Source organism: Kribbella steppae, assembly GCF_004342025.1.
Taxonomy (GTDB): Bacteria; Actinomycetota; Actinomycetes; order Propionibacteriales; family Kribbellaceae; genus Kribbella; species Kribbella steppae.
Genome location: NZ_SLWN01000028.1, coordinates 1 through 20,448, shown reverse-complemented (window position 1 = coordinate 20,448; position 20,448 = coordinate 1). Strand labels below are relative to the sequence as shown.

13 protein-coding genes are annotated in these 20,448 nt (G+C 65.5%); 9 read left to right on the top strand and 4 right to left on the bottom strand.

What is annotated here, in order from left to right:
* Positions 1-30: 30 nt before the first annotated feature.
* Entirely contained in the window at positions 31-465 is a 435-nt protein-coding gene (locus EV652_RS43085) for a VOC family protein (RefSeq protein ID WP_132217021.1), read from the top strand.
* 31 nt (positions 466-496) lie between these two features.
* Here the strand turns inward: EV652_RS43085 and EV652_RS44400 are convergent, their stop codons facing one another.
* Entirely contained in the window at positions 497-898 is a 402-nt protein-coding gene (locus EV652_RS44400) for a VOC family protein (RefSeq protein ID WP_158441566.1), read from the bottom strand.
* A gap of 123 nt (positions 899-1,021) precedes the next feature.
* Between EV652_RS44400 and EV652_RS44395 the strand changes: the two genes are divergently transcribed.
* The 3 genes from EV652_RS44395 (at position 1,022) to EV652_RS43070 (ending at position 3,605) form a co-directional block, all read left to right on the top strand.
* A complete protein-coding gene (locus tag EV652_RS44395; RefSeq protein ID WP_158441564.1) occupies positions 1,022-1,603 on the top strand; it encodes a winged helix-turn-helix domain-containing protein in 582 nt (193 codons plus the stop codon).
* A gap of 130 nt (positions 1,604-1,733) precedes the next feature.
* The gene (locus tag EV652_RS43075; protein ID WP_132217017.1) at positions 1,734-2,735 is read left to right on the top strand and encodes an aldo/keto reductase; all 1,002 of its coding nucleotides are present in this window, start codon (positions 1,734-1,736) and stop codon (positions 2,733-2,735) included.
* Between the two features lie 192 nt (positions 2,736-2,927).
* The gene (locus tag EV652_RS43070) at positions 2,928-3,605 is read left to right on the top strand and encodes a hypothetical protein (RefSeq protein ID WP_132217015.1); all 678 of its coding nucleotides are present in this window, start codon (positions 2,928-2,930) and stop codon (positions 3,603-3,605) included.
* A gap of 229 nt (positions 3,606-3,834) precedes the next feature.
* Here the strand turns inward: EV652_RS43070 and EV652_RS43065 are convergent, their stop codons facing one another.
* Complete coding sequence (locus EV652_RS43065; protein ID WP_132217013.1) at positions 3,835-4,188, bottom strand: YciI family protein; 354 nt, start codon at positions 4,186-4,188, stop codon at positions 3,835-3,837.
* A 133-nt stretch (positions 4,189-4,321) separates the two neighbouring features.
* A complete protein-coding gene (locus EV652_RS43060; protein WP_132217011.1) occupies positions 4,322-5,245 on the bottom strand; it encodes a phosphotransferase family protein in 924 nt (307 codons plus the stop codon).
* 382 nt (positions 5,246-5,627) lie between these two features.
* Between EV652_RS43060 and EV652_RS43055 the strand changes: the two genes are divergently transcribed.
* A complete protein-coding gene (locus EV652_RS43055; protein WP_132217009.1) occupies positions 5,628-6,215 on the top strand; it encodes a dihydrofolate reductase family protein in 588 nt (195 codons plus the stop codon).
* An 82-nt stretch (positions 6,216-6,297) separates the two neighbouring features.
* A complete protein-coding gene (locus tag EV652_RS44390) occupies positions 6,298-6,453 on the top strand; it encodes a hypothetical protein (protein ID WP_158441562.1) in 156 nt (51 codons plus the stop codon).
* Between the two features lie 493 nt (positions 6,454-6,946).
* Here EV652_RS44390 and EV652_RS43045 read toward each other — a convergent pair whose 3' ends face one another.
* On the bottom strand, positions 6,947-9,208 hold the full coding sequence (locus tag EV652_RS43045) for a N,N-dimethylformamidase beta subunit family domain-containing protein (protein WP_132217007.1): 2,262 nt from the start codon (positions 9,206-9,208) through the stop codon (positions 6,947-6,949).
* A gap of 372 nt (positions 9,209-9,580) precedes the next feature.
* Here EV652_RS43045 and EV652_RS43040 point away from each other — a divergent pair, with 372 nt between their 5' ends.
* The 3 genes from EV652_RS43040 to EV652_RS43030 all read left to right on the top strand — a co-directional run bounded on the left by EV652_RS43040 (position 9,581) and on the right by EV652_RS43030 (position 20,391).
* The gene (locus EV652_RS43040) at positions 9,581-18,298 is read left to right on the top strand and encodes a DNRLRE domain-containing protein (RefSeq protein WP_132217005.1); all 8,718 of its coding nucleotides are present in this window, start codon (positions 9,581-9,583) and stop codon (positions 18,296-18,298) included.
* 17 nt (positions 18,299-18,315) lie between these two features.
* Positions 18,316-19,269, top strand: coding sequence for a hypothetical protein (locus EV652_RS43035; RefSeq protein WP_132217003.1), 954 nt, complete (start codon positions 18,316-18,318; stop codon positions 19,267-19,269).
* Between the two features lie 273 nt (positions 19,270-19,542).
* Entirely contained in the window at positions 19,543-20,391 is an 849-nt protein-coding gene (locus EV652_RS43030) for an RHS repeat-associated core domain-containing protein (RefSeq protein WP_158441560.1), read from the top strand.
* The last annotated feature ends 57 nt before the right edge of the window (positions 20,392-20,448 follow it).

Sequence of the window (20,448 nt, the reverse complement as noted above, 5' to 3'; positions counted from 1 at the left end):
GGCGCCGCGGCTACGTCTAGGCTGGCGGTTGTGTTGACCAATCGCTCGGCGCCACCGGCCACCGTGACACCAGTGCTTGTCTACCCCGATGTCCGCGCCGCGGTTGCCTGGCTGGCAACGGCGTTCGGCTTCGAGGAGAGAGTCCGCATCGGCGAGGCGCACCGGGCTCAACTGCGGGTTGGCGGGGACGGTGCCGTCGTCGTCGCGGACGCCGGCGGCCAGCAGGTCCCACCCAGCGCGGTAAGTGTCACCCACGTGATCAAGATCCGTGTGCCCGACGTGGACGCCGCCTTTGCTCGAGCCCGCCAGGCTGGGGCGCTGGTGATTGAAGAACCGACGAGCCATGCGTACGGCGAGCGCTCCTGCATGCTGGAGGACCTTGCCGGTCACCGCTGGGAGCTGACCCAGACCGTGCGCGATGTCGAGCCGGAGGCTTGGGGTGGCGTCACCGTCGCTCCCTGGTGACACCCGCAAGAACCCTCACCCGCAATGCGTGCTACCTGCCGTCGGACGCGGGCGACTCAGCTGGCGGATGTGACGTCCACATGCCGAAGGAAACGCCGGCCGGATCGATGGCCGTGGCGAACCACCGGTCATCGCCGCCCAATGCGGTACGGGTCCGCTCCACCTGACCGCCGCGGGCCTCGACCTCCCTGAGAACCTCCTCAAGATCGCCTACCTCCACGTACAGTCGAGTACCCGCATGGGGACGGGCGTTGCTAGCGGAGCGTTGGAGCCCACCGATGCTCTTGTCACCGACCTTGATGATCCAGTAGTCGGCGTCAAGCTCGCTGTTCAGAAAGGCCGGCTCGAAGGCCCAGCCCCACATCGCGCCGTGGAAACGCTGGAAGAGATCGATCTCAGGTGTCTCGATCTCCCACCAAACGATCTGCGACATACGGCGAGCATCCCACTTTCCGATCTCGCCTGTTCTCCGCCCGCGGCAATCGGTCAGCTCGCGCTCGGTAGACCGACCTTAAGACCCGGCCCGACAGCCTCTGGATGTGCGACGCTTGCGCGCATGACGCAGGTAGAGGTGAACGAGGTCGGGGACATGGTGCTCACCGAGGCGGCCGCGATGCGCGCGCTGGCCGATCCAGTGCGGCTCGCGCTGATGGATCGATTGACTCGGCACGGTACGGCGACCACCGCAGAGTTGGCGGCACATGCCGGGATCGAGGCTGAGGCAGCCAGCGGCCACGTCGAGAAGCTCGTCGAGGTGGGGCTGGTCCTGTCCGATGGCGACGGCTGGCGGGCATTGGGCCGTGGGATCTACTTCGAGGTGCCGGAGTCCGGCACCAAAGAGGTCCAGGTCGCCGCCCGGGAACTGGCCAACGCGATGTTGCTGAGCAACGAGCGGTTGCCGCGCGACTGGGTCGAAGGTACCGAGCCGCGACTGGAGCTGGAGTGGGCTCGCGCGGCCGGCCTGTTCAATGCCGGACTTTCGGTGACGGCGGACGAGCTGAACACCATCCAGGCGGATCTGGAGACCCTGCTGACGCCGTACCTGAACCGCACCGATCCGCCGGCCGATAGCAGGCGGGTCCGGATCCTGGCCTACTTCCTGCCGTCGGACGGCCAGCATCCCGCGAAGCACCGATGACGCTTGCTGGGAACTCCTTGTCCTCGCACGAGCCCGGTCCTTCTAGCCCAGCGGGCAACTCACTTGACGTAGAGCGGACTCCAGGTTCTAACGTCAAAACCTCGTGATCTCATCAGAGAGGTTGGTTGTGATGGAATACCGCAATCTGGGGAAGACCGGACTGAAGGTCAGTGAGTTGTGCCTGGGGGCGATGCACTTCGGTGGTCCGGCCGATGAGCAGACCAGCGTTCGGATTCTCGACGAATTCGTCGAGGCCGGCGGTACGTTCATCGACACGGCCGACGTGTACAACGCGGGCGAGTCGGAGTCTGTCGTCGGCCGGTGGCTGAAGGGGCGCGACCGCGACGCGATGGTGATCGCCACCAAGGTGTACGGCGCCATGGGGGACGGGCCGAATGACGGCGGGTTGAGCCGCAAGCACATCCTCGCTGCTGTGGAGGCGAGTTTGCGCCGCCTCGGCACCGACTACATCGACCTGTACTACACGCACGTGTGGGACACGGCCACGCCGATCGAGGAGACGCTGTCCACGCTGGACACCCTGGTGACGTCAGGCAAGGTTCGCTACCTGGGAGCCAGCAACGTCACAGGTTGGCAGCTGCAGAAGTCCGTCGATGTGGCGCAGCGGGCCGGAATCAACGGGTACAGCGCGCTGCAGCCGCTGTACAACCTGCTCGACCGTGAGGCCGAGTGGGAACTGCTGGCTGTCTGCCGCAACGAGGGCCTCGGCGTGATGCCGTGGAGCCCGTTGCGCGCAGGATGGCTGGCGGGCCGGTTCCACCGGGGTATGGACGCGCCGCCGGAGGGCACGCGGGTGGCAGCGGCGGCCGGGCTTGGGCTTTTGGAGTCGTGGGAGTACTACGACAACGAGCGTACCTGGGCGGTTCTCGACGCGCTGCACGCCATTGCGGGCGACGTCGGGCACAGTGTCGCGCAGGTGGCGCTGCGATGGCTGATCCAGACCGATCCCGTCACCGCCCCGATCATCGGTCCGCGCACCCTCGAGCACTACACCGACAACATCGGCGCAGCTGGCTGGTCGCTCAGTGATGACCAGCTCGCCCAGCTGACGACCGTCAGCGAGAAGCCGTCCGTCTACCCCTACGACCTCCTCCGCGGCTTCAACCGCTGACCACCTCCGGTGCCAGGTCGGTCCCGGCATCAAGCCGGACACCTCGGGCGACACCCCGGACGGCGGCCGCACGGTTGTCCTGACCGGATGTCACGGAGTGATCGCTTCGCAGATTTCCCGGCAACCAAGTGGGGCAGAACGCGGTCCCACGGTTGCAGAGAGCGAAGCAAACACAATGGAGGAATCGAGACGATGAAGAATCTGCGCAAGGGCTGGAAGGCCGCCGCGGCGGGACTCACCACCATCGGACTGGCGGCAGTTGCCTACGGCAATCTTCCGGCCGCGAACGCCGAGCAGACCTCAAGGCAGGCGGCCACGGCGGCGAGCGGAACAGTTCTCAGCCGGGCGAAGCACATGGTCACCGTTGCCGAGGTCAGGAAGGCCGACCCGAAGACGCCGTGGTCAGTGCAGATCGACATGGGCCTACTGTCGCGCACGTACTGCGGCGTCTACTCGACCGAGGGCAAGAACGTAGCGTCCCGGCTGGCCCGTGCGTACACCGACGACATGGCGAACTACGGCCGCCAGCACGTGACGGCGTACCGGACCCCTGCCGCGGCCAAGGCGGCGTACTACTCGATCGTGAAGACCGTGCTGACCTGCACCGCGAGCAAGCCGGCGCCGACGCACGCCCGGAAGATCACCGAGAACCGCGTGGTCAAGGGCGCGGCCGGCCCGACCCGGGTGATCCGCTGGTACGACTACCCGCTGCCGAACGACCCGGGCAGCGAGGCCGGTGGTTTCCCGTATGCGATCACGCTCCGGGGGACCACCGTTTCGGTCCTGGCCTTCAGAGGCTACGGTCCGGGCATGTCGGCGCCAAGTTTCGACAGGCTGGCCCGCATGGCAGCGGCGAAGTTGCCGCGCTGAATTGGCGCAAGGGACCGTCGCCTCGCTTTTGCTAACGCGATTGCTAACAGGAGGGCTGGACGACCATGGACACGGGACGACGATCCGGGCCGATCGAGCCGACCCCACCCCTGTCCCGGGCCAGCCCCACCCCTGTCCCGGGACACTATGGCTGCACAGGTCAGGGCCTCGTCGTACGAGGCGGGGACGTGCATGGACAGCAGGTCCTGCGTCGACGTCGTCAGTTCGATCAGACGCCGGCTGGGCCGCGGAACTTGCGGACATCTTGCGCACAGCGGCAGGCGACCGCGACCTTTGCGGCCCACTCCAGCGCCGCCTCCCGGGTGGGTACGTCGACGACGAAGATGCCGCCGATGAGCTCCTTGCTCTCCGGGTACGGGCCGTCAGTGACCATCCCGTCAACTGCCACCACGGCGTGCTCCACGTCGCCGTCGTCGTAACTCAGACCATCGGAGAAGACGAACACGCCGGCATCCTCGGCCTCCTGGCACACCGCGCTGGCGGCCTTGGTCACCTCAGGGAAGTCCTCCTCGCGGATATGGTCCATCGCGTCCTTCTCGAACGAGATCAGGTATCGCGGCATCTCATCACTCCTTGTTCTGGCGGCCCGTCTCCGGCCGCCTCTCACCCCTGCTACGAACGCCGCACTCTGGATCCGACAGGCCACCGGCAGGAATTCTCACGCGACCTCCGCCCTCAGCGGCCGCGGGTCACTGTCACACGAGCAGCGTCTCGAGCTCTGGAAGTCGGCCGAACATGTCGGGTAGGCCGCGCACGCCGTTGCGCACGGACTCGTGCGACAGCGCGAGGTCAGGGCCTGTGCTCGCCTCGACACCGGCCAGGCAACGGAGGATGTTCCACCTTGTGTGCCCCAGCCAGCCGCCGATCATGAACACGAACCAGCTTGGACCGGACGGCGGCAGCGCTCCGCCCCCTGCGACGTAGCCGTCGAGGACCGAGCGGAAGATGGCGGGCTCGATGTTGTCGAAGCCAGGTCCCTTCGCGAGGCTCAGCGCGGTCGAGCCGAGCTCACCGGCCAGGTCGAGCATCCCCGAGAGCTCCCAGTCGAGCACTACCGGCCGCCCGTCTCGAGCGAGCAGGTTCCACGGTTGGATGTCCTTGTGGGTCAGTACAACGGGGCCTGGCCGTTCGCAGGTGTCGACGAAGTGGGCAATCGCGAGGAGCGTCTCGACCTGGGAGGCGAGTTCGTCGGCCCACGGCTGTCCGGTCGACGCCGCCCGCTCGGCGAGCTCGGGCCAGTCCCGTGACGCCGGGTCCTCGATCGACACGTGGGTCCACTCGACGTCGAGCGCGTGGATGCGCGCGAGGATCTCACCGATCTCGAACGCGTACGCCTCCGACACTGGTGCTTCGGGCATCTTCTTTCCCTCGACCCACCGGTGGACGATCGTGTGGTCGCTCGCCGAGATCGGCTCCGGCATCGGAACGCCGGCGGCGAAGGCCGCCCGCTCGAACCTGAACACCTCCTCGATGCGGTAGGTCCAGCGGCGGTCGACGAGGTTCAACTCCTTCACCGCGAACGACCCCTGGTCGGTGTCGAGCCGGTACGTCCGGTTGGCGAACCCACCGTGGACGCGGATCATCGGCCTGATCGGCGCACCGAGATGCGAAAGATTCACCCTACGCACTCTAGGACTCGGAGTTCATCGATGCACCGGAATTGCCCGGAGTCCATGCAGCCTGCGCGGTCAGCACGACCAGCCCGCCTGCAATACCGCCTGATCGACTTCGGCGACGCTGCCTGGATGACCCCTTCCTTTCGCTGATCATGGTGATCATCGAGTGTCGCCACCGATGGTCGGTGCCAGATGTCCCCAACGTGCTGAACCTCGATCATCCGGTACTTCATCAGGCCCCCACCCTGGCTGCCGCACTCAACCAGCGACAGCCGCTCGGAGCTCCGATTGGTCCGCTTTGCGGTCTCCCGATTGGTCCTTCAGACAAGACCGATCGTCGTCGAGGATCGAGGAACCGACAAACGAGACCAGCAGGAGACCCCCGATGACCACCGCACTTCCGGACACCGAACCGCGGACCGCCTCAGGCAAGGTCCTCTGGCACTTCACGATGTCGCTCGACGGATTCATCGCCGGCCCGAACCACGCCATGGGCTGGATGAACGGCATCACCAATTCGCGTCCCAACATCATCCAGGAGTACATCGAAACAACCGGCGCCGTCCTCGGCGGCCGAGACGGTTTCGACGCCTTCCCCGACGCCGACTCCACCTACGACGGCACCTGGCACGGAACCGTGTTCATACTCACCCACCATCCCGAAGACGCCCCACCCACACCCAGTACGACGTTCCTGAACTGCGACGTGGCCGAAGCGGTCCGGATCGGCCTCGAAGCTGCCGGTGGCAAGAACCTGGAGGTCCTCTCCGCCTCGATCGGCAGGCAACTCCTCGAACTCGGCCTGATCGATGAGATCGACCTACACATCGCGCCCGTCCTCCTCGGCGACGGAATCCGCCTGTTCGACAATCCCGGCGGCTCTCCCGTCCGTCTGGAGCTGCTCAACGGTGACAATCCCTCGACCGAGATCAACGTCCGCTACCGCCCGATCCCAACCGACCGACACTCATAAGAAGGAGCCCAGGTGGCCGCGCCCGAAGACGCAGCCGATTCCGCCCGGGAAATCGCGCCCGCCATGTGTGTCGCTTGGGCGCGTGCTGGACGACGCTGGGGCTGTAGGCAACTTTCCGCCCCATCTCACCGGACCGGTCGCGCTCGAACTCGCCAAGGCGGTCGACCACCTGCCCGGCGAGCACGGCATGCCCGGCGGATCCCGCTTCGAGTGGAAGTGGGACGGGTTCATTCACTGAAGGCTGTCAACTCGTCGTCTCACGAGGGGTCCGTCTCCGAGTCGCGCAAGCCTCTGTCGACGCGCTATCTGCAGCGGCGGGGCCGCTGAGCGGGAGGACGAACTGCGGACGGGGACGGCTGCGAGGCTGCGGGCCGGGGTGCGTGGAGCACGCGAGTGGGTGATCAGTCGCGGGTGGCATCGCCTGCCAGTTGCGGGGCGGCTGCTGCAGTGGATCGATCGGCACCTGCCCCAGCCGCGACCCGGTCAGTCTGCGAGTAGCGGCTGGAACAGGCGGGTTCCGAGGTCCTCAGCTTCGGTCTGGTTGAGGATCTGCCCGGGAACTCCTGGGCGGCTGTCGGACCAGGCTTCGGCGGCGGTCTGGCCGGCGCGCCTTACGGCTGGGTGGGTGCGTGCTTGGAGCGGTTCGGTGAGGTGGAGCGATCGACCGGCATCAGCATGCCCGCCCACTTCATCGGCCTCCTATGGGCTGATGAAGTGGGCGGGGAAGTCGATTAGGGCTGTTCGGTTTGCAGCTTGTACTTCGGCGGCGCTACGCGGGCCCGTGCGACCGTGGTGTCGGCCGGGACCTGGATCGTGCCGTTGCTGACCCATTCGGCGATGTTGGCGACCATCGTCCCGACCGCCTGCTGGGACGCGGCCGACGGTGCGGGCACGGTCCAGTTGGACGGGCAGCGCCCGACCAGGAAGCAGCCGTAGGCGAACGTCGACCCGTTGAGCACTCGCGCACCCGACGGTGCGGTGTATGCCGTGGTGTGCATCGGTACGGCGTTGCCGTTCGAGCGGCAGTTCCCGGTTCCGCTCGCGACCGTGGTCAGGCCCGGGTGCTTGTACAGCCCCGGCCAGACGTAGTCGATCTCGCCGGCGATGAACCCTGGTACGGCGGTGCCGGCAGGAATGCCGTCGAACATCCAGCTCGTCCCGGTGGTCAAGGTGTTCCCCAAGACCGGGCAGATGTACTCCGCGCCGAGCAGCGGCTGCGATGCGTAGGCGTCGCCGAGATAGCGCCAGGTCGTGGAGTTGTAGCCGTCGGTGTAGCGGTCGATGTCCCAGGACCGCCGGCCGTCGTCGGTGAATGTGATCTTCCGGTATGCGGTGTTGGCGCCGAGGTTCGCCACGTTCACACCCTGGCTGATCGCCTGGCTCAAGGCCGCGCGCATCCGCAGCGAGTAGTACTCGTCGTGCCCCGGCAGGAAGATCGTCCTTGCTCGCGCGGCCAGCTGACCACCGAACTCGTCCAGGTCGTTGTTGGTCCAGTAGGTGACGTCGAGCCCCTTCGACTCCGCCCAGAACACCAGCCCCTGCTCGAGTGAGAGGAACTGCCCGGAGCCCTGGCCCTCGTTGTACGGGCGGTCGAACGTCAACCGGCCGGAGCCTCCGGTCACACCACCGGAGTAGAAGCCCACGCCGCCGTAGGTGTTGTAGGCCTGCCAGGTCGTGGTCGCCTGCTGGATCATCAGGTCGTGTTTGGTCCCGGTGTCGTCGCGGACCGTGAGCGGCGCGTAGGAGGCGTAGGTGCCGTCGCTGACCTTGATCAGATACGTGCCCGGGATCCAGTCCTTGTCGACCGGAATGCTCAGTGTCTTGGTCCAGTGCGCCGCGGACGTCATCCGCAGGTCCTTGCCGTCGGCGGTGCCGCCCGTGACCGGAGCCTGCTGCACGACGGTCGGTACGCCGTCCTGCCGCCAGACCTCACGGGCGCCGAGTCCGGCGTAGTACCCCATCCGATAGGCGACCACGTTGACCGGGTTGCCCGAGGTGACCTTGAGGTCGACGGTGTCTCCACAGGTCGCCGAGACCTCGGTGAGGTACGCCGCGAGCGGCCCGTTCATCGAGGTCGGGATCACCCAGTCGCCGGTGCCGGGCTTCGCGTTCTCCGTGGACGTGGACGGCCAGTTCGAGGGGCAGCCGGTCGGGATGGTCGCGAAGCCGGTGGCCGAGATCGCCGGCATCGGAGCCGGCGGCGCGATCAGCGAAAGGGTTCCGGTGCCGGACGTCAGCAGGACGCCGGTCGATGTGCTGGCGGACATCGCCAGCGTCAGAACGCCGCCGTACTTGGACAGTTGGACGCCGTTGATCGGGATCCCCAGCCGGGCGCCGGCCGCGACGCTGATCGGGGCGTAGGGCTTCCAGGTCGCGTAGCCCTGCGAGGTCGTCAGGGTTCCGTTGATGGTCGTCACCGCGCCGGTCGCTCCGGCGGGCAGTTGCATCCGTACGGCGGACAACACGCCGGCCTTGGTCACCGTGGCGGCGTACACCACGTTCGTCTTCTGACCCGGGATCGGATTGCTCGCCGTGATCGCCACGTTGGGGGTGTAGGTCTTCAAGGGCTGCAGGACTCCGGTGCCGGACGTCAGGATCGCGCCGGTCGTGCCGGTGGCTTTGAAGCTGAGCGTCCACGGCCCGCCGGCCGGCAACCGCAGCCCGTACAGGGGGATGGAGAACCGGGCGCCGACGGCGACGATCACGGTCTTGGCCGGCCGCCACCGCAGGACGCCGGGTGACACCGTGCTCACCGTGCCGTTGACCGAGGTGATGGCACCGGTCGATCCGGACGGGATCGAGAAGACGATGTCGCGCACCGTCCCGGCCCGCAGCACGGTCGCCCGGTACGTCAAGGTCGTCGTACCGTTCGAGGCGGCCGTGGCCGTGATCGTCACCTCGGCGCCGGCTGCATCCGCGGACCGTACGACGAACAGCGTGGTAGCGACCGCCACCACGACGACAGCAGCTACCGCGATCAGCTTGCGGATCATGTATGCCCTTCCGACTTACTCAGCAGTCCCCGGGCTCAGTGATTCCGCGCACGCCGACACCCGGGCCGCAGCCCGACGTCGACAGGTCGATTCCCCACCCGATTCCGCGAGCCTTATCGGTCCAGACCACGCCGGCGTTACAGCTGAAGCGAAATCTTTTCCCGATGCAGAGGTGGGAGCGCGGAACCAGGCACCGGAGGCGATGCCACTCACACCTCACCGCGTACCGTTTCGCCTTGTAGGTAAGGGCTTCCTTAGTTTGCAACTTGCTGCAACCGGGTTGCGCCGGAGAGTGTTGGAAGGATAAAACTCTTCCTGACTTCGCCGGTGTTGCTCGGGGCGCGCCGGATTCCGCCCAGTTTTGGAGTGTCGATGCGCCGCGCCCGCATGCTGCTGACGTCTGCCCTCGTGCTGTCCCTTCCCGCCTCAGTTGCGGTGCCTGCTGGCGCGCTGGCGCATCCACAGCGGGCTGTTGCACAGGCTGCCGTACCGCAAGCGCGGCAGGCGGCGGCCGGACCGCTTGCGCCGCCGGCGCCTGCTCGGCTGGCGAAGACCTCGGCGTCAGCGGCCGCGGTCGGTGGAAAGCCGACGCGCGTACGCGAGCTCGACTCGAAGCGGACGGCGTCGTCCAAGAGCTACCGGATGTCCGACGGCACGACGCAGGTCGAGCTGTCGACGGACCCGGTGCACTTCAAGGACTCCAAGGGCAAGTGGCAGGACATCGACACCAAGGTCACGGCCGGCGCCGGTGAGGACTCGTTCGAGAACGCGAAGAACGCCTTCCGCACGCGGTTCGGCAAGTCGAGCGATCGGTTGCTGACGTTCGAGGCTGATGGGGAGTCGATCAGTCTCGGTGCGGCGGGGGAGAAGCGGCAGTTGACGCCGCTGGTGAAGGACTCGTCGGTGGCGTTCCCGGATGTGTTCGGTACGGCGGACGTGCGCTACTACGTGTCCCGCACCGGCGTGAAGGAGACCGTCGTACTGACGGCTGCCGCAGACGCGGCGAGCGAGTACACGTTCGAGCTGCGCGCCAGCGGTCTCACCGCGAAGGCGCAGCCGGACGGGTCGATCGGGTTCTTCAAGAAGAGCGACGACAAGCTGCCGAAGTACGTGATCCCGGCGCCGAACATGTACGACTCGTCGGCGCAGAACCGGCTCGGGCAGCCGGGCTACTCGGACAAGATCACCCAGACGATCAGCCAGCAAGGCGGCAAGACGCTGCTGACGTTGAAGCCGGATCAATCGTGGCTGGCGGCGAAGGAGCGCGTGTTCCCGATCGTCCTGGACCCGACGATCGTGGTGGTGCCGGACCCGGACGCCGCCCAGGATGCGTCGATCTCCGAGCAGAACTCGGGCACCAATTACGGGGCGATCCCGACGATGCTGGCCGGTGATGATGCGTCGCGGAACACGTGGCGTGGTCTGTTGAAGTTCGACACGTCGATGATCCCGACGACTACGACGATCCGGTCGGCGGATTTGAACCTGCATTACGGTGCGACGTTCGGTGCTGATGTGAAGGTGCCGTTCTCCGCGGTGAGGGTGACGAAGGCGTGGTCGGAGCTGACGGCGACGTGGGCGTCGATGAGCACGTCGTTCGACGGGACGTATGCGGCCAACACGGTGTTGGTGGACGATCAGGACACGTTGTCGGCGTCGTACGAGGGGTCGTGGAAGTACCAGAGCAACGACAGCGCCATCAACAAGTCGTTCTCGTATGCGCCGACGGGGACGACGCCGGACAAGTTCACGTGGAACGCGCGGGTGCCGAGCGAGGGTGACTACCAGGTGCAGGGGCACTACTACCCGTCGAGTGTGCGGGGCATCCTGCCGACGACGCTCGTCGGGGCGACCCCTGGAGGTGTGCCGACCTCACAGACCGTCCCGTGGAACCAGACCGCCGGTACGCCGGGACCCGGAGGCGACCTGTGGTACACGCTGGGGACGATTCATGCGCGCCCCGGCAACACGACCCAGGTGACGGCGCAGCGTCAGGCGGGGCCGACGCTGACGATCCCGATCGCGGATGCGATGAAGTGGACGAAGTACTCCACCGCGACGAAGCAGGCCGGTGACCGTGACGGGTGGCATTCGTTCGGTCTGGGCAGCTATGTGCAGTCGTGGGTGAACAACCCTACGCAGAACTTCGGGGTGATGCTGAAGGGTGTCGACGAGACCGCCTCCAGCCCGGCCGGGGGCCTGTACTACAGCGCAAGTGAGGCGACGTACGGCGGGGAGACCGCGGCCCGCCCGAACCTGGTGGTCACCTATGACGAGCCCGGTGTGACGCTGAACCCGCCGTCGACGATCCACGCTTCGGGTGCGGAGCTGTCGTGGGGCAAGTACGTCGATCCGACGCCGGCCGACGACGACGACCTGATCGAGTACCAGATCTTCCGTGGCTGCCGCGCGCTGCCGGTCGACCCTTGCGCGACGCCGGTGGGTGACTACTTCTCGACGACCACGCCGGCCGCGCTCACGTTGGTCGGGACCGTCCCGCCCGAGGTGACGTCGTTCACCGACACGACTGCGAAGCCGTCGAGTGCAACTGAGCCGGCGACGTACAGCTACTGGGTTGTGGCGCGGACAGTGGGTGACGGTACCTTCAACGGCAAGGCCGCGTCGAACGTGCAGACGGTGACGATGCCGCGCGAGGGCCGCATCATGCGGTCGTTCGGCGGCGACATCTCCGACACCACGCTGGGTGCGGATCCGGACTACCAGAGCGTGAACCTGTCGCGCCCCGATGGCCCTGCGGGTACCACGCGGTACTGGGTGCAGGTCGGCAACAACCACCCGACGTACGGCGTCGAGCGTGGGGTGTTCAAGTTCGACACTGCGGCGATCAAGCAGGGGACGAAGGTCACCGACGCGCGGGTGGAGCTGTTCTCGAACTACGGTTCCGGCAGCGGCCGGGCGGACTTCGACCTGTACGGGCTGACCAAGGACTTCATCGAGGACCAGGCGACGTGGAAGCAGGCGCAGTCCACGATCAACTGGACGGCTCCGGGTGGGGACTACGACCCGACGATGCTGGCATCGGTCCGGCCCGACGGCAACGCGCAGCGGCTGACGTTCGTCGATGTGCCCGAGACGCAGCAGACGCCCCTGAAGCTGATCCCGAAGGTGCAGTCGTGGGTCGACAACCCGGGGGACAATCATGGCCTGTTGCTGCGGACACGTGATGAGGCCCCTGCCGCGGCGGGTCAGCAGTTGGTGAGCATCACGAACGGCGAGTCTCCGGACAAGTTGTTCCGGCCCAGGTTGTGGATCGAGCATCTGGCCAAGAACGAGGCCGAGACCTATCAGGCCGACCAGATCCCGGAGCGGTTCCAGCCGAACACCACGGTCACGACACCTGTCACGGTGACCAACACCACGAAGGCCGGCTGGCCTGGCGATTTGGTGGTGTCGTACCGGTGGACTGATCCGGGCAGCCTGGTCGACCTGACGACCGAGGGCGAGCGTCTCAGCGTCCCGCTCGAGCGGGCTTTGGCGCCTGGGGAGTCGACGACGGTGAAGCTGCCGATGAAGGCGCCGATCAACGCCGATTCGGGGTCGAAACGGAAGTCGTACGATCTGCATCTGGACCTGCGGAGGCCGGACAAGACCTGGTTCGACGGGGACAACGCAGTATCCCCGCCGCCCAGACCGAGCCAGGGCTGCGTGATGGAGACGGCCGGCCTGTTGTGTGTGGACCGGTATGTGGAGGACGCGACGTCGGACCAGTTGGGTCTGGAGAAGTTCTTGTCGTATGCCGGTGAGGAGACCGGTGGCGGCGCGCAGCTGCTGACGAACCTGTCCAACGGCAACGTCGTGTGGTCCTACGACGCGCTGTCGAACCCGTCGATCGGCCCGTCCGCGTTCGTCCGGTTGGCGTACAACAGCCAGGACGACACGGCGACGACGTCGTCGTCGACGGGGTACGGGTTCTCCGTGCAGCCGGCGACGCTGGCACGGCTCGGCGAGGGGCTGACGATCGTCAACGCCAACGTCATGGCGTTCGTGGACGGCGATGGCACGACGCATTACTACAGGATGGGCACGCAGGACCCGGAGAAACCGCAGGAGATCGTGTATACGCGGCCGGCGGGTGTGGCGCTTGATCTGAAGCGCGATAAGGCCGCTGTCGCGGACCGTGAGTGGGAGCTCAGCCGCCCGGACGGGACCCGGTTCTTCTTCAACTCCACCACGCGCCTGCAGACGTCGGTCGTTGACCGCAACGGCAACACGATGTCGTTCAGCTATGACGCGAATGACCGCCTGGTGTCTGTCCGGGACGCGAGCCATACCGATCCCGTGCTGACGCTGGAATATGTCACCCCCACCGACAAGCACGTCGCCTGGATCCGGGACATCTCGGGGCGCGCGTTGAAGTTCACCTACAACAGCTCGTTCCAGCTGACCAGGCTCGAGGACGGCGGCCCGTTCAACGCGGGCACGTTCGACCCAGGTGCGGCGGTGAAGTCGTTCCAGTTCGCCTACACCGACACCTCGAACAACAGCAACACGAAGCTGATCTCGGTCAAGGATCCGCGCAACCCCCAGACCGGCGCGGAGACCAGGATCGAGTACTACACGCCGAACGAGACCTCGACGTACGCGCTGTGGCCCAAGAGCTACACCGACCGCCGGGGCAACAACACCACGTTCTCGTACGCCCAGCCGAACCCGTCCGCGCAGGACAGGCTGGCCACGGTGACCGATGTCAACGGCTCCACGCCGTCGGTCACGACCTACCGGATGGATGCGTTCGGCCGTACGACGAGCATCGTGGATGCGAACCAGAACGCCGTCGGCGGTGACAAGTCGACGCTGCTTGCCTGGGACCGGGACCACAACGTCATCCGTCTCCAAGAGCCGAACGACGCCGTCTCGACCTGGGAGTACGACTCCAAGACGGGCTATCCGCTGGTCGTGAAGGATGCGATGGCGGTCAAGAACGGATCGCCGGGGGTCGTGCTGACGTACCAGACGCTGACCACCGGAGCGAAGCCGACGGTGTTGTTGTCGAAGAAGAGCGCTGCCGGTCGCATGAACACGTTCACCTATGACGCGAACGGCAACGTGAAGACGGTGAAGAACGGTCGCGGGTTCGGGCCGACGTACACCTACAACTCGAACGGCACACTCGTGACGGCCACCGACGCCCGGGGTAACGCGACCCAGTACCCGACGTACGACCCGAGCGGCTACCCGACCAAGATCACCGATCCGCTGCTGACACCGACGGAGTTCACCTACGACGCCCGCGGCAACGTGACCCGCGTCGCCGAGGACTTGGTGGGCACCGAGTACCAGCGGTTAACGATCGCGGAGTACGACGCGTTCGGCCGGCCGACCAAGATCACCGAGCCGTACGACGCGACCCAGACCCCCGCGGTGACCCGGACGACGGCGACCGAGTACGACCTGAACGACAACGTGACCAAGGAGACCGCGCCGAACGGTGCACAGTCGGTGTCGACGTACGACGCGGGCGACAACTTGCTGACCAAGACGTTGCCGGACAACAACACGACCGGCCGGCAGCTCGCCTACACCTACGACGTGCTCGGCCGCAAGGTCACCGAGACCGCGCCGAAGGGCGTCGCGACCACAACCGACCCGAACGACTACGTCACCAAGTACAGCTACGACCGGATCGGTCAGGTCCTGAAGGCGGAGACGCCGTTCGTAGAGAACGGGGTCGCGAAGACGCCGACCACGACCTTTGAGTACGACCTGGTCGGCAACCAGACCACCGTGATCGACCCGCTCCGGAACGCGTCCCCGGCCACGGACTACACGTCGAAGACGGTCTACGACCTGAACCACCGCCCGACCGCGGTCACGGATGCGGCGGGTTACACGTCCAAGACGGTGTACGACGCCGACGGTCTGGTCACCGCGGAGATCAACCAGACCGGGCACACCAAGACGACCAAGTACGACGAGGCCGGTCAGCCGATCGAGATCCACGTCCCGCACACGCCGATCGGGGGGCACCAGGAGGACCGGGTCACCAAACTGACCTACGACGAGGCCGGCAACGTGACCCGGCAGACGCGCCCGACCAACGACGACCGGCCGACTCCGCTGTACTCCGAGACCGTCTATGACAAGAACAACCGTCCGGTGCAGAAGAAGTCCGCGTTCGACACGGCGACCACTCTCTACAAGACGCCGTCGAGCACGTTCATCCAGTACTACCCGACCGGCGAGATCAAGGCCCAGTCCGAACCCACCTTCACCGCCACGGCACCACCGGCGTCGCAGTGGACCAACTTCACCTACTACGACTCCGGTGACATCAAGACGTCCACCGATCCGTGGGAGATCGCGACAACCTACGCGTACAACGAGATCGGTCAGCAGAAGTTGCGCACGATGACGGTGCCTGGCGACGACGCCAAGCGCACGCAGTCGTGGGGCTACTACCCCGACGGCGCTCTGCAGGCCCGCTCCGACACCGCCGCGCAGCAACCGGTCGACATCGTCGACAACGCCGACACCTGGCAAACCACCTCAACCGGCACCTGGGCCACAGTCCCGGGCGGCACCAACACCCAAGGCGCCGACTACCGCTTCCACGCTGCAGCTGCGGTCGGTACGCCGGCGGCGAGCGATACGTTCAACTGGCGGGTGCTGCCGGACGTCGCGGGTTCGTTCGACGTGTACGCCTCCTGCCCGGTGCGCACCGACGCCAGTACTGCGGCGACGTACACGATCAACCACTCCGGTGGTGCTGCGTCGAAGACGGTCGATCAGAAGGCCTGCACCGCGGCGACCCCATGGGTCAGTCTCGGGAACTATTCGTTCCCGAACGGTGTCGCCAAGACCATCACCTTGAAGCCGTCGGCGACCGGTGTGGTGGTCGCGGACGCGATCAAGCTGGTCTCGACCAGCCCGGTCGAGACCCGCTCGTTCACCTACACCTACGACCTGAACGGGCAACAGACCGAGGTCAAGGACACCAACCCGAACGCCGCGATCGACACGTTCAAGGTCACCACCGACGGCCTGGCCCGCACGACCCAGGTCGAGGAGTTGAAGGCTGGCATCAGGAAGTCGACGACCGACTACACCTACGACCTCGACTCCAACGTGCTGTCCACCAACGCCCAGCGCGCGGCGGACGCCGGCACCGGCAGTCCCGCGGTCGGCCGTTACACCGGCTACACGTGGGATGTCCGCAACCTGGTCGACACCGTCAAGGCCGGCTCCTCGCCAACAGGCACGTTGGACACGTGGAGCTACACCTACGACGGGCGTGGCCTGCGTTCCACGATCACGAAACCGAACGGGAACCTGGCGACGTTCACGTATCACGAGGACGGCCTGCCTCGGATCCAGACCGAGAAGCATGGGCAGCAGCTGATCTCGTCGCATTCGCTGCGGTACAACCCTGATGGTGACCGGTCGCAGGACGTCGAGAAGGTCCTGAAGGCGAACTCGTCGGTCTATCTGGACCAGGCCTCGAACTACACCTACACCCCCGCCCGGCAGCTCGCGGCAGTCGGCAAGACCGGTGTCGAGAAGGGCGACAACGAGTCCTACGAGTACGACGCCGCGGGCAACACGAAAAAGCAGACCATCGGCGCCACGGTGTCGACGATGACCTACGACCGCAACCGGCTCATCAAAACGGTCACCGGTGCGACGACACTGAACCAGCGCTACGACCCATTCGGTCGCGCCACCACGTCGGATGTCGGGTCGCAGGTGGTGGAGCAGAACGCCTACGACGGCTACGACCGGCTGATCCGCCAACAGAAGTTCGACTCGGCCGGAACCCCGACGTTCACCCGGAACCAGACCTACGACCCGTTCGACCGGGTCACGAACCAGTCCGAAAAGGTCGGCACCGCCCAGTCAATCTCCACGCGGTACACGTTCATCGGTCTCGCGGACCAGGTGGCGACCGAGGAGGAGAAAGACACCTCCGGTGCCTGGAAGGTGTCCAAGTCCTACGCCTACGGCGCGAGCGGCGAGAACCTGTCCTTGGTCGACACCCCGGTCAACGGCACGACCTCGAAGAAGTCGTTCTACGGCGTCAACCCGCACGGCGACGTCGAAACGCTGACCGACGCGTCGACGGGCACGACCACGTCGACGTACCGCTACACCGCCTACGGCCAGCCGGACAAGGTCGGCACGACCGGTGACGACGAGTTCAAGGACATCGCGGCCGACGACGCCGACATCGTCAACCCCTACCGCTTCAACAGCAAACGCTTCAACGGCGCCACCAACACCTACGACATGGGCTTCCGCGAATACGACCCAGGGTTGAACCGGTTCCTGAGCCGTGACTACTACGCCGGCGCCCTGAGCGACATGGCCCTGGGCACCGACCTGTGGAACACCAACCGCTACATGTTCGCCGGCGGCAACCCCGTCAGCCGCATCGAACTCGACGGCCACTACGCCATCGACGAGCAAGGCCAGATCCCCGAAGAGCCGGAAAAGTGGTGGAAGGTCTGGAATGACCGGCATGACACCGCGGTCGACGCGACAGCGGACGCCATCCGTAACATGCCGACCTACCAAGGTGGGAATGTGACGACCTCGCGCAAGGACAATCTGATCGCTGGGGGATCGTCGGTCAGTCCCGGTGACGAGAACGGGTACGCGGATGTCATCGCGTATGGGGTCCTTCCGTCCAAGGAGCAGCGTCGCAGCGGTGCCAAGCAAATGGTCTGGATCTGGGAGATCAAGCATGGTGGCGGCGAGGCAGAAAAGACAGCGAAGGATCAGGTCGACAACTATGTCGAACATCTCCAAATGCAGCTTGGTGCCGACTATGACGTACAGGCTGGTTATCCCATGCCGTTGAGATCCAAACCGAATAGAGCGAAACCGAGCGAATTGATTACCGTCGCATCGAAACTGAGTGAACGCGGTGTCGAGCTATACGATTACGGGGATGAAGACCCGTTCCAGGTGAGGATTCGAACTTCGCCGGATGAGGAGTCGGAACGTCGGGAATTCCGGTTTGACATTGACGGCAGGCTGGTCGGAACTACGGTAGGCGCTGCAGTTGTCGGTGGGGTTCTAGCGAGCATGTTCAACCCGTGTAACCTATTGACGGCCGGCAGTTGCTCGTGAGAGGAGACGTACTCATTGTGACCCAGGGTGATCTGCATGCGTTGGCGCTGAGTTCGCCTCGTGGGCTTGAGTTGGAGCTCAACTATCACCTACCGCCTGGGGTGTCCGATGCCGGTGAGCGCGTGGCCGGATGGTTCACTGCGGCAGTGGATTCGCTCGCTGGTGAATTTATCCTCGAGTTTCCAGCTGATGGTCTGCCTGCTGCCGGTCTGCGGGATCCCGCCGGTGGCCCGTTCGGGCCGCCGGACTCGCGATGGTGCTCGCTGTTTGTCCTGGCCGGCAGTGCTGGTAAGCGGCAGTCGAAGTCCCTGCGGCAGTGGACACCTCGGAATTGGCAGCAGTTCTTGGGTAAGGCGTCGGATCTGTCGATCGAGATGTCCGCCAAATTCTCGACCCTGAACTCGTTCGGTCACAGTGGCGAGCCAAGCCTCACGATCTCGGCCCATCGTCATCGAAAGTTGAAGGATTGGGTCAGTCTCTCGGCGGTGTACGTGGTTGGTGACATGCGGTCCCCGGCGCTGCCTGGGGATGTCCCGGCTTTGTGGCGAGATTTCTTGTACAGCTATGTCGAGCAGTGGCCGCCAGCGTTTGGGTACCTAGCCGATGATTCGATCGCGGCAGGCGCTACGCGGACGCCATTGGAGGCGCGGACGCAGACTTTCCCGACGGACACTCTGCCCCAGACCGATTCCTTCTTGCGCGGCTACTCGTGGATCACCGTGACATCTGCACAGGTCGCCGAGCGTGCTGGAGGGATTGGTGCGCTTCAGCGTACCGGGGCGTTCGCTCGAATTGCCGAACTTCCGACCGGTGGGCTGGTTTTGCAAGCGACGCCGTTGATGTCGGAGTATGGGGGCAGCGCTGTGCGCAGAGTCTTCGAAGCGCTCCGTGCCGTGTTGCCGGATCAGACGCCGATCCCCGATCCGATGATCCCCTTCTTCAAGCTGATTTATGAATCACCGCGGAGATAGCCGGCCGGAAGGGCGCGCAGCGCAAATTGGATGTGTTGTTGTAGACGATGAAGTGGCTCGGTTGGGATCCGCGCCTAGGTTTGTGTCGGGCTGGACGATCTGCTGTCGAGTGGTTCTGTCGGGGTAGGGCGGACGGCATTACTTCTCCCGACTGCGCGAAACTCGTTCGCGCGACCGTTCTACGGCACCGAACGTCTGGTCCGGCAGCAGAAGATCGACTCTGCCGGTACGCCGACGTTCACGCGTAACCAGACCTATGATCCGTTCGATCGGGTGTCGTTCCAGTCCGAAAAGGTCGGCACCGCCCAGTCAATCTCCACGCGGTACACGTTCATCGGTCTCGCGGACCAGGTAGCGGCCGAGGAGGAGAAAGACACCTCCGGTGCCTGGAAGGTGTCCAAGTCCTACGCCTACGGCGCGAGCGGCGAGAACCTGTCCTTGGTCGACACCCCGGTCAACGGCACGACCTCGAAGAAGTCGTTCTACGGCGTCAACCCGCACGGCGACGTCGAAACGCTGACCGACGCGTCGACGGGCACGACCACGTCGACGTACCGCTACACCGCCTACGGCCAGCCGGACAAGGTCGGCACGACCGGTGACGACGAGTTCAAGGACATCGCGGCCGACGACGCCGACATCGTCAACCCTTACCGCTTCAACAGCAAACGCTTCAACGGCGCCACCAACACCTACGACATGGGCTTCCGCGAATACAACCCCGGCCTCAACAGGTTCCTGTCCCGTGACTACTACGACGGCGCCCTCAAAGACATGGCCCTGGGGTTCGACCCCTGGAACACCAACCGCTACATGTTCGCCGGCGGCAACCCCATCACCGGCATCGAACTCGACGGCCACTACGCCATCCTCGAGAACGGGGATCGGGCCCGCTACTTGGATATCTGGAACGAACGCCATGACACCGCCGTTGACGCGACGGCCGACCAAATCCGGTTGGAGCGTCCCGAGCGGGGAGTGGTTACGACCTCTCGGCAGGACAACTCGATCCCGGGTGGCTCGTTCAGGAATCCCGGTGATAAGAACGGATACGCAGATGTGATGCAGGTAGGCCCGGCGAGGACGGGACTGCCCCCGGTTCGGTTGACTCCTGACCTGTGAGGACTAGGTCCTCGCTGGAAGGATGCCTGTCATGCCGAAAGCGTTTCCGTTGGAGTT

Bases quoted from the DNA above. Each gene is read 5' to 3' on its own strand.
- EV652_RS44400 (WP_158441566.1), bottom strand. From the start codon at position 898: ATGTCGCAGATCGTTTGGTGGGAGATCGAGACACCTGAGATCGATCTC.
- EV652_RS44395 (WP_158441564.1), top strand. From the start codon at position 1,022: ATGACGCAGGTAGAGGTGAACGAGGTCGGGGACATGGTGCTCACCGAG.
- EV652_RS43075 (WP_132217017.1), top strand. From the start codon at position 1,734: ATGGAATACCGCAATCTGGGGAAGACCGGACTGAAGGTCAGTGAGTTG.
- EV652_RS43070 (WP_132217015.1), top strand. From the start codon at position 2,928: ATGAAGAATCTGCGCAAGGGCTGGAAGGCCGCCGCGGCGGGACTCACC.
- EV652_RS43065 (WP_132217013.1), bottom strand. From the start codon at position 4,188: ATGCCGCGATACCTGATCTCGTTCGAGAAGGACGCGATGGACCATATC.
- EV652_RS43055 (WP_132217009.1), top strand. From the start codon at position 5,628: ATGACCACCGCACTTCCGGACACCGAACCGCGGACCGCCTCAGGCAAG.
- EV652_RS43045 (WP_132217007.1), bottom strand. From the start codon at position 9,208: ATGATCCGCAAGCTGATCGCGGTAGCTGCTGTCGTCGTGGTGGCGGTC.
- EV652_RS43040 (WP_132217005.1), top strand. From the start codon at position 9,581: ATGCGCCGCGCCCGCATGCTGCTGACGTCTGCCCTCGTGCTGTCCCTT.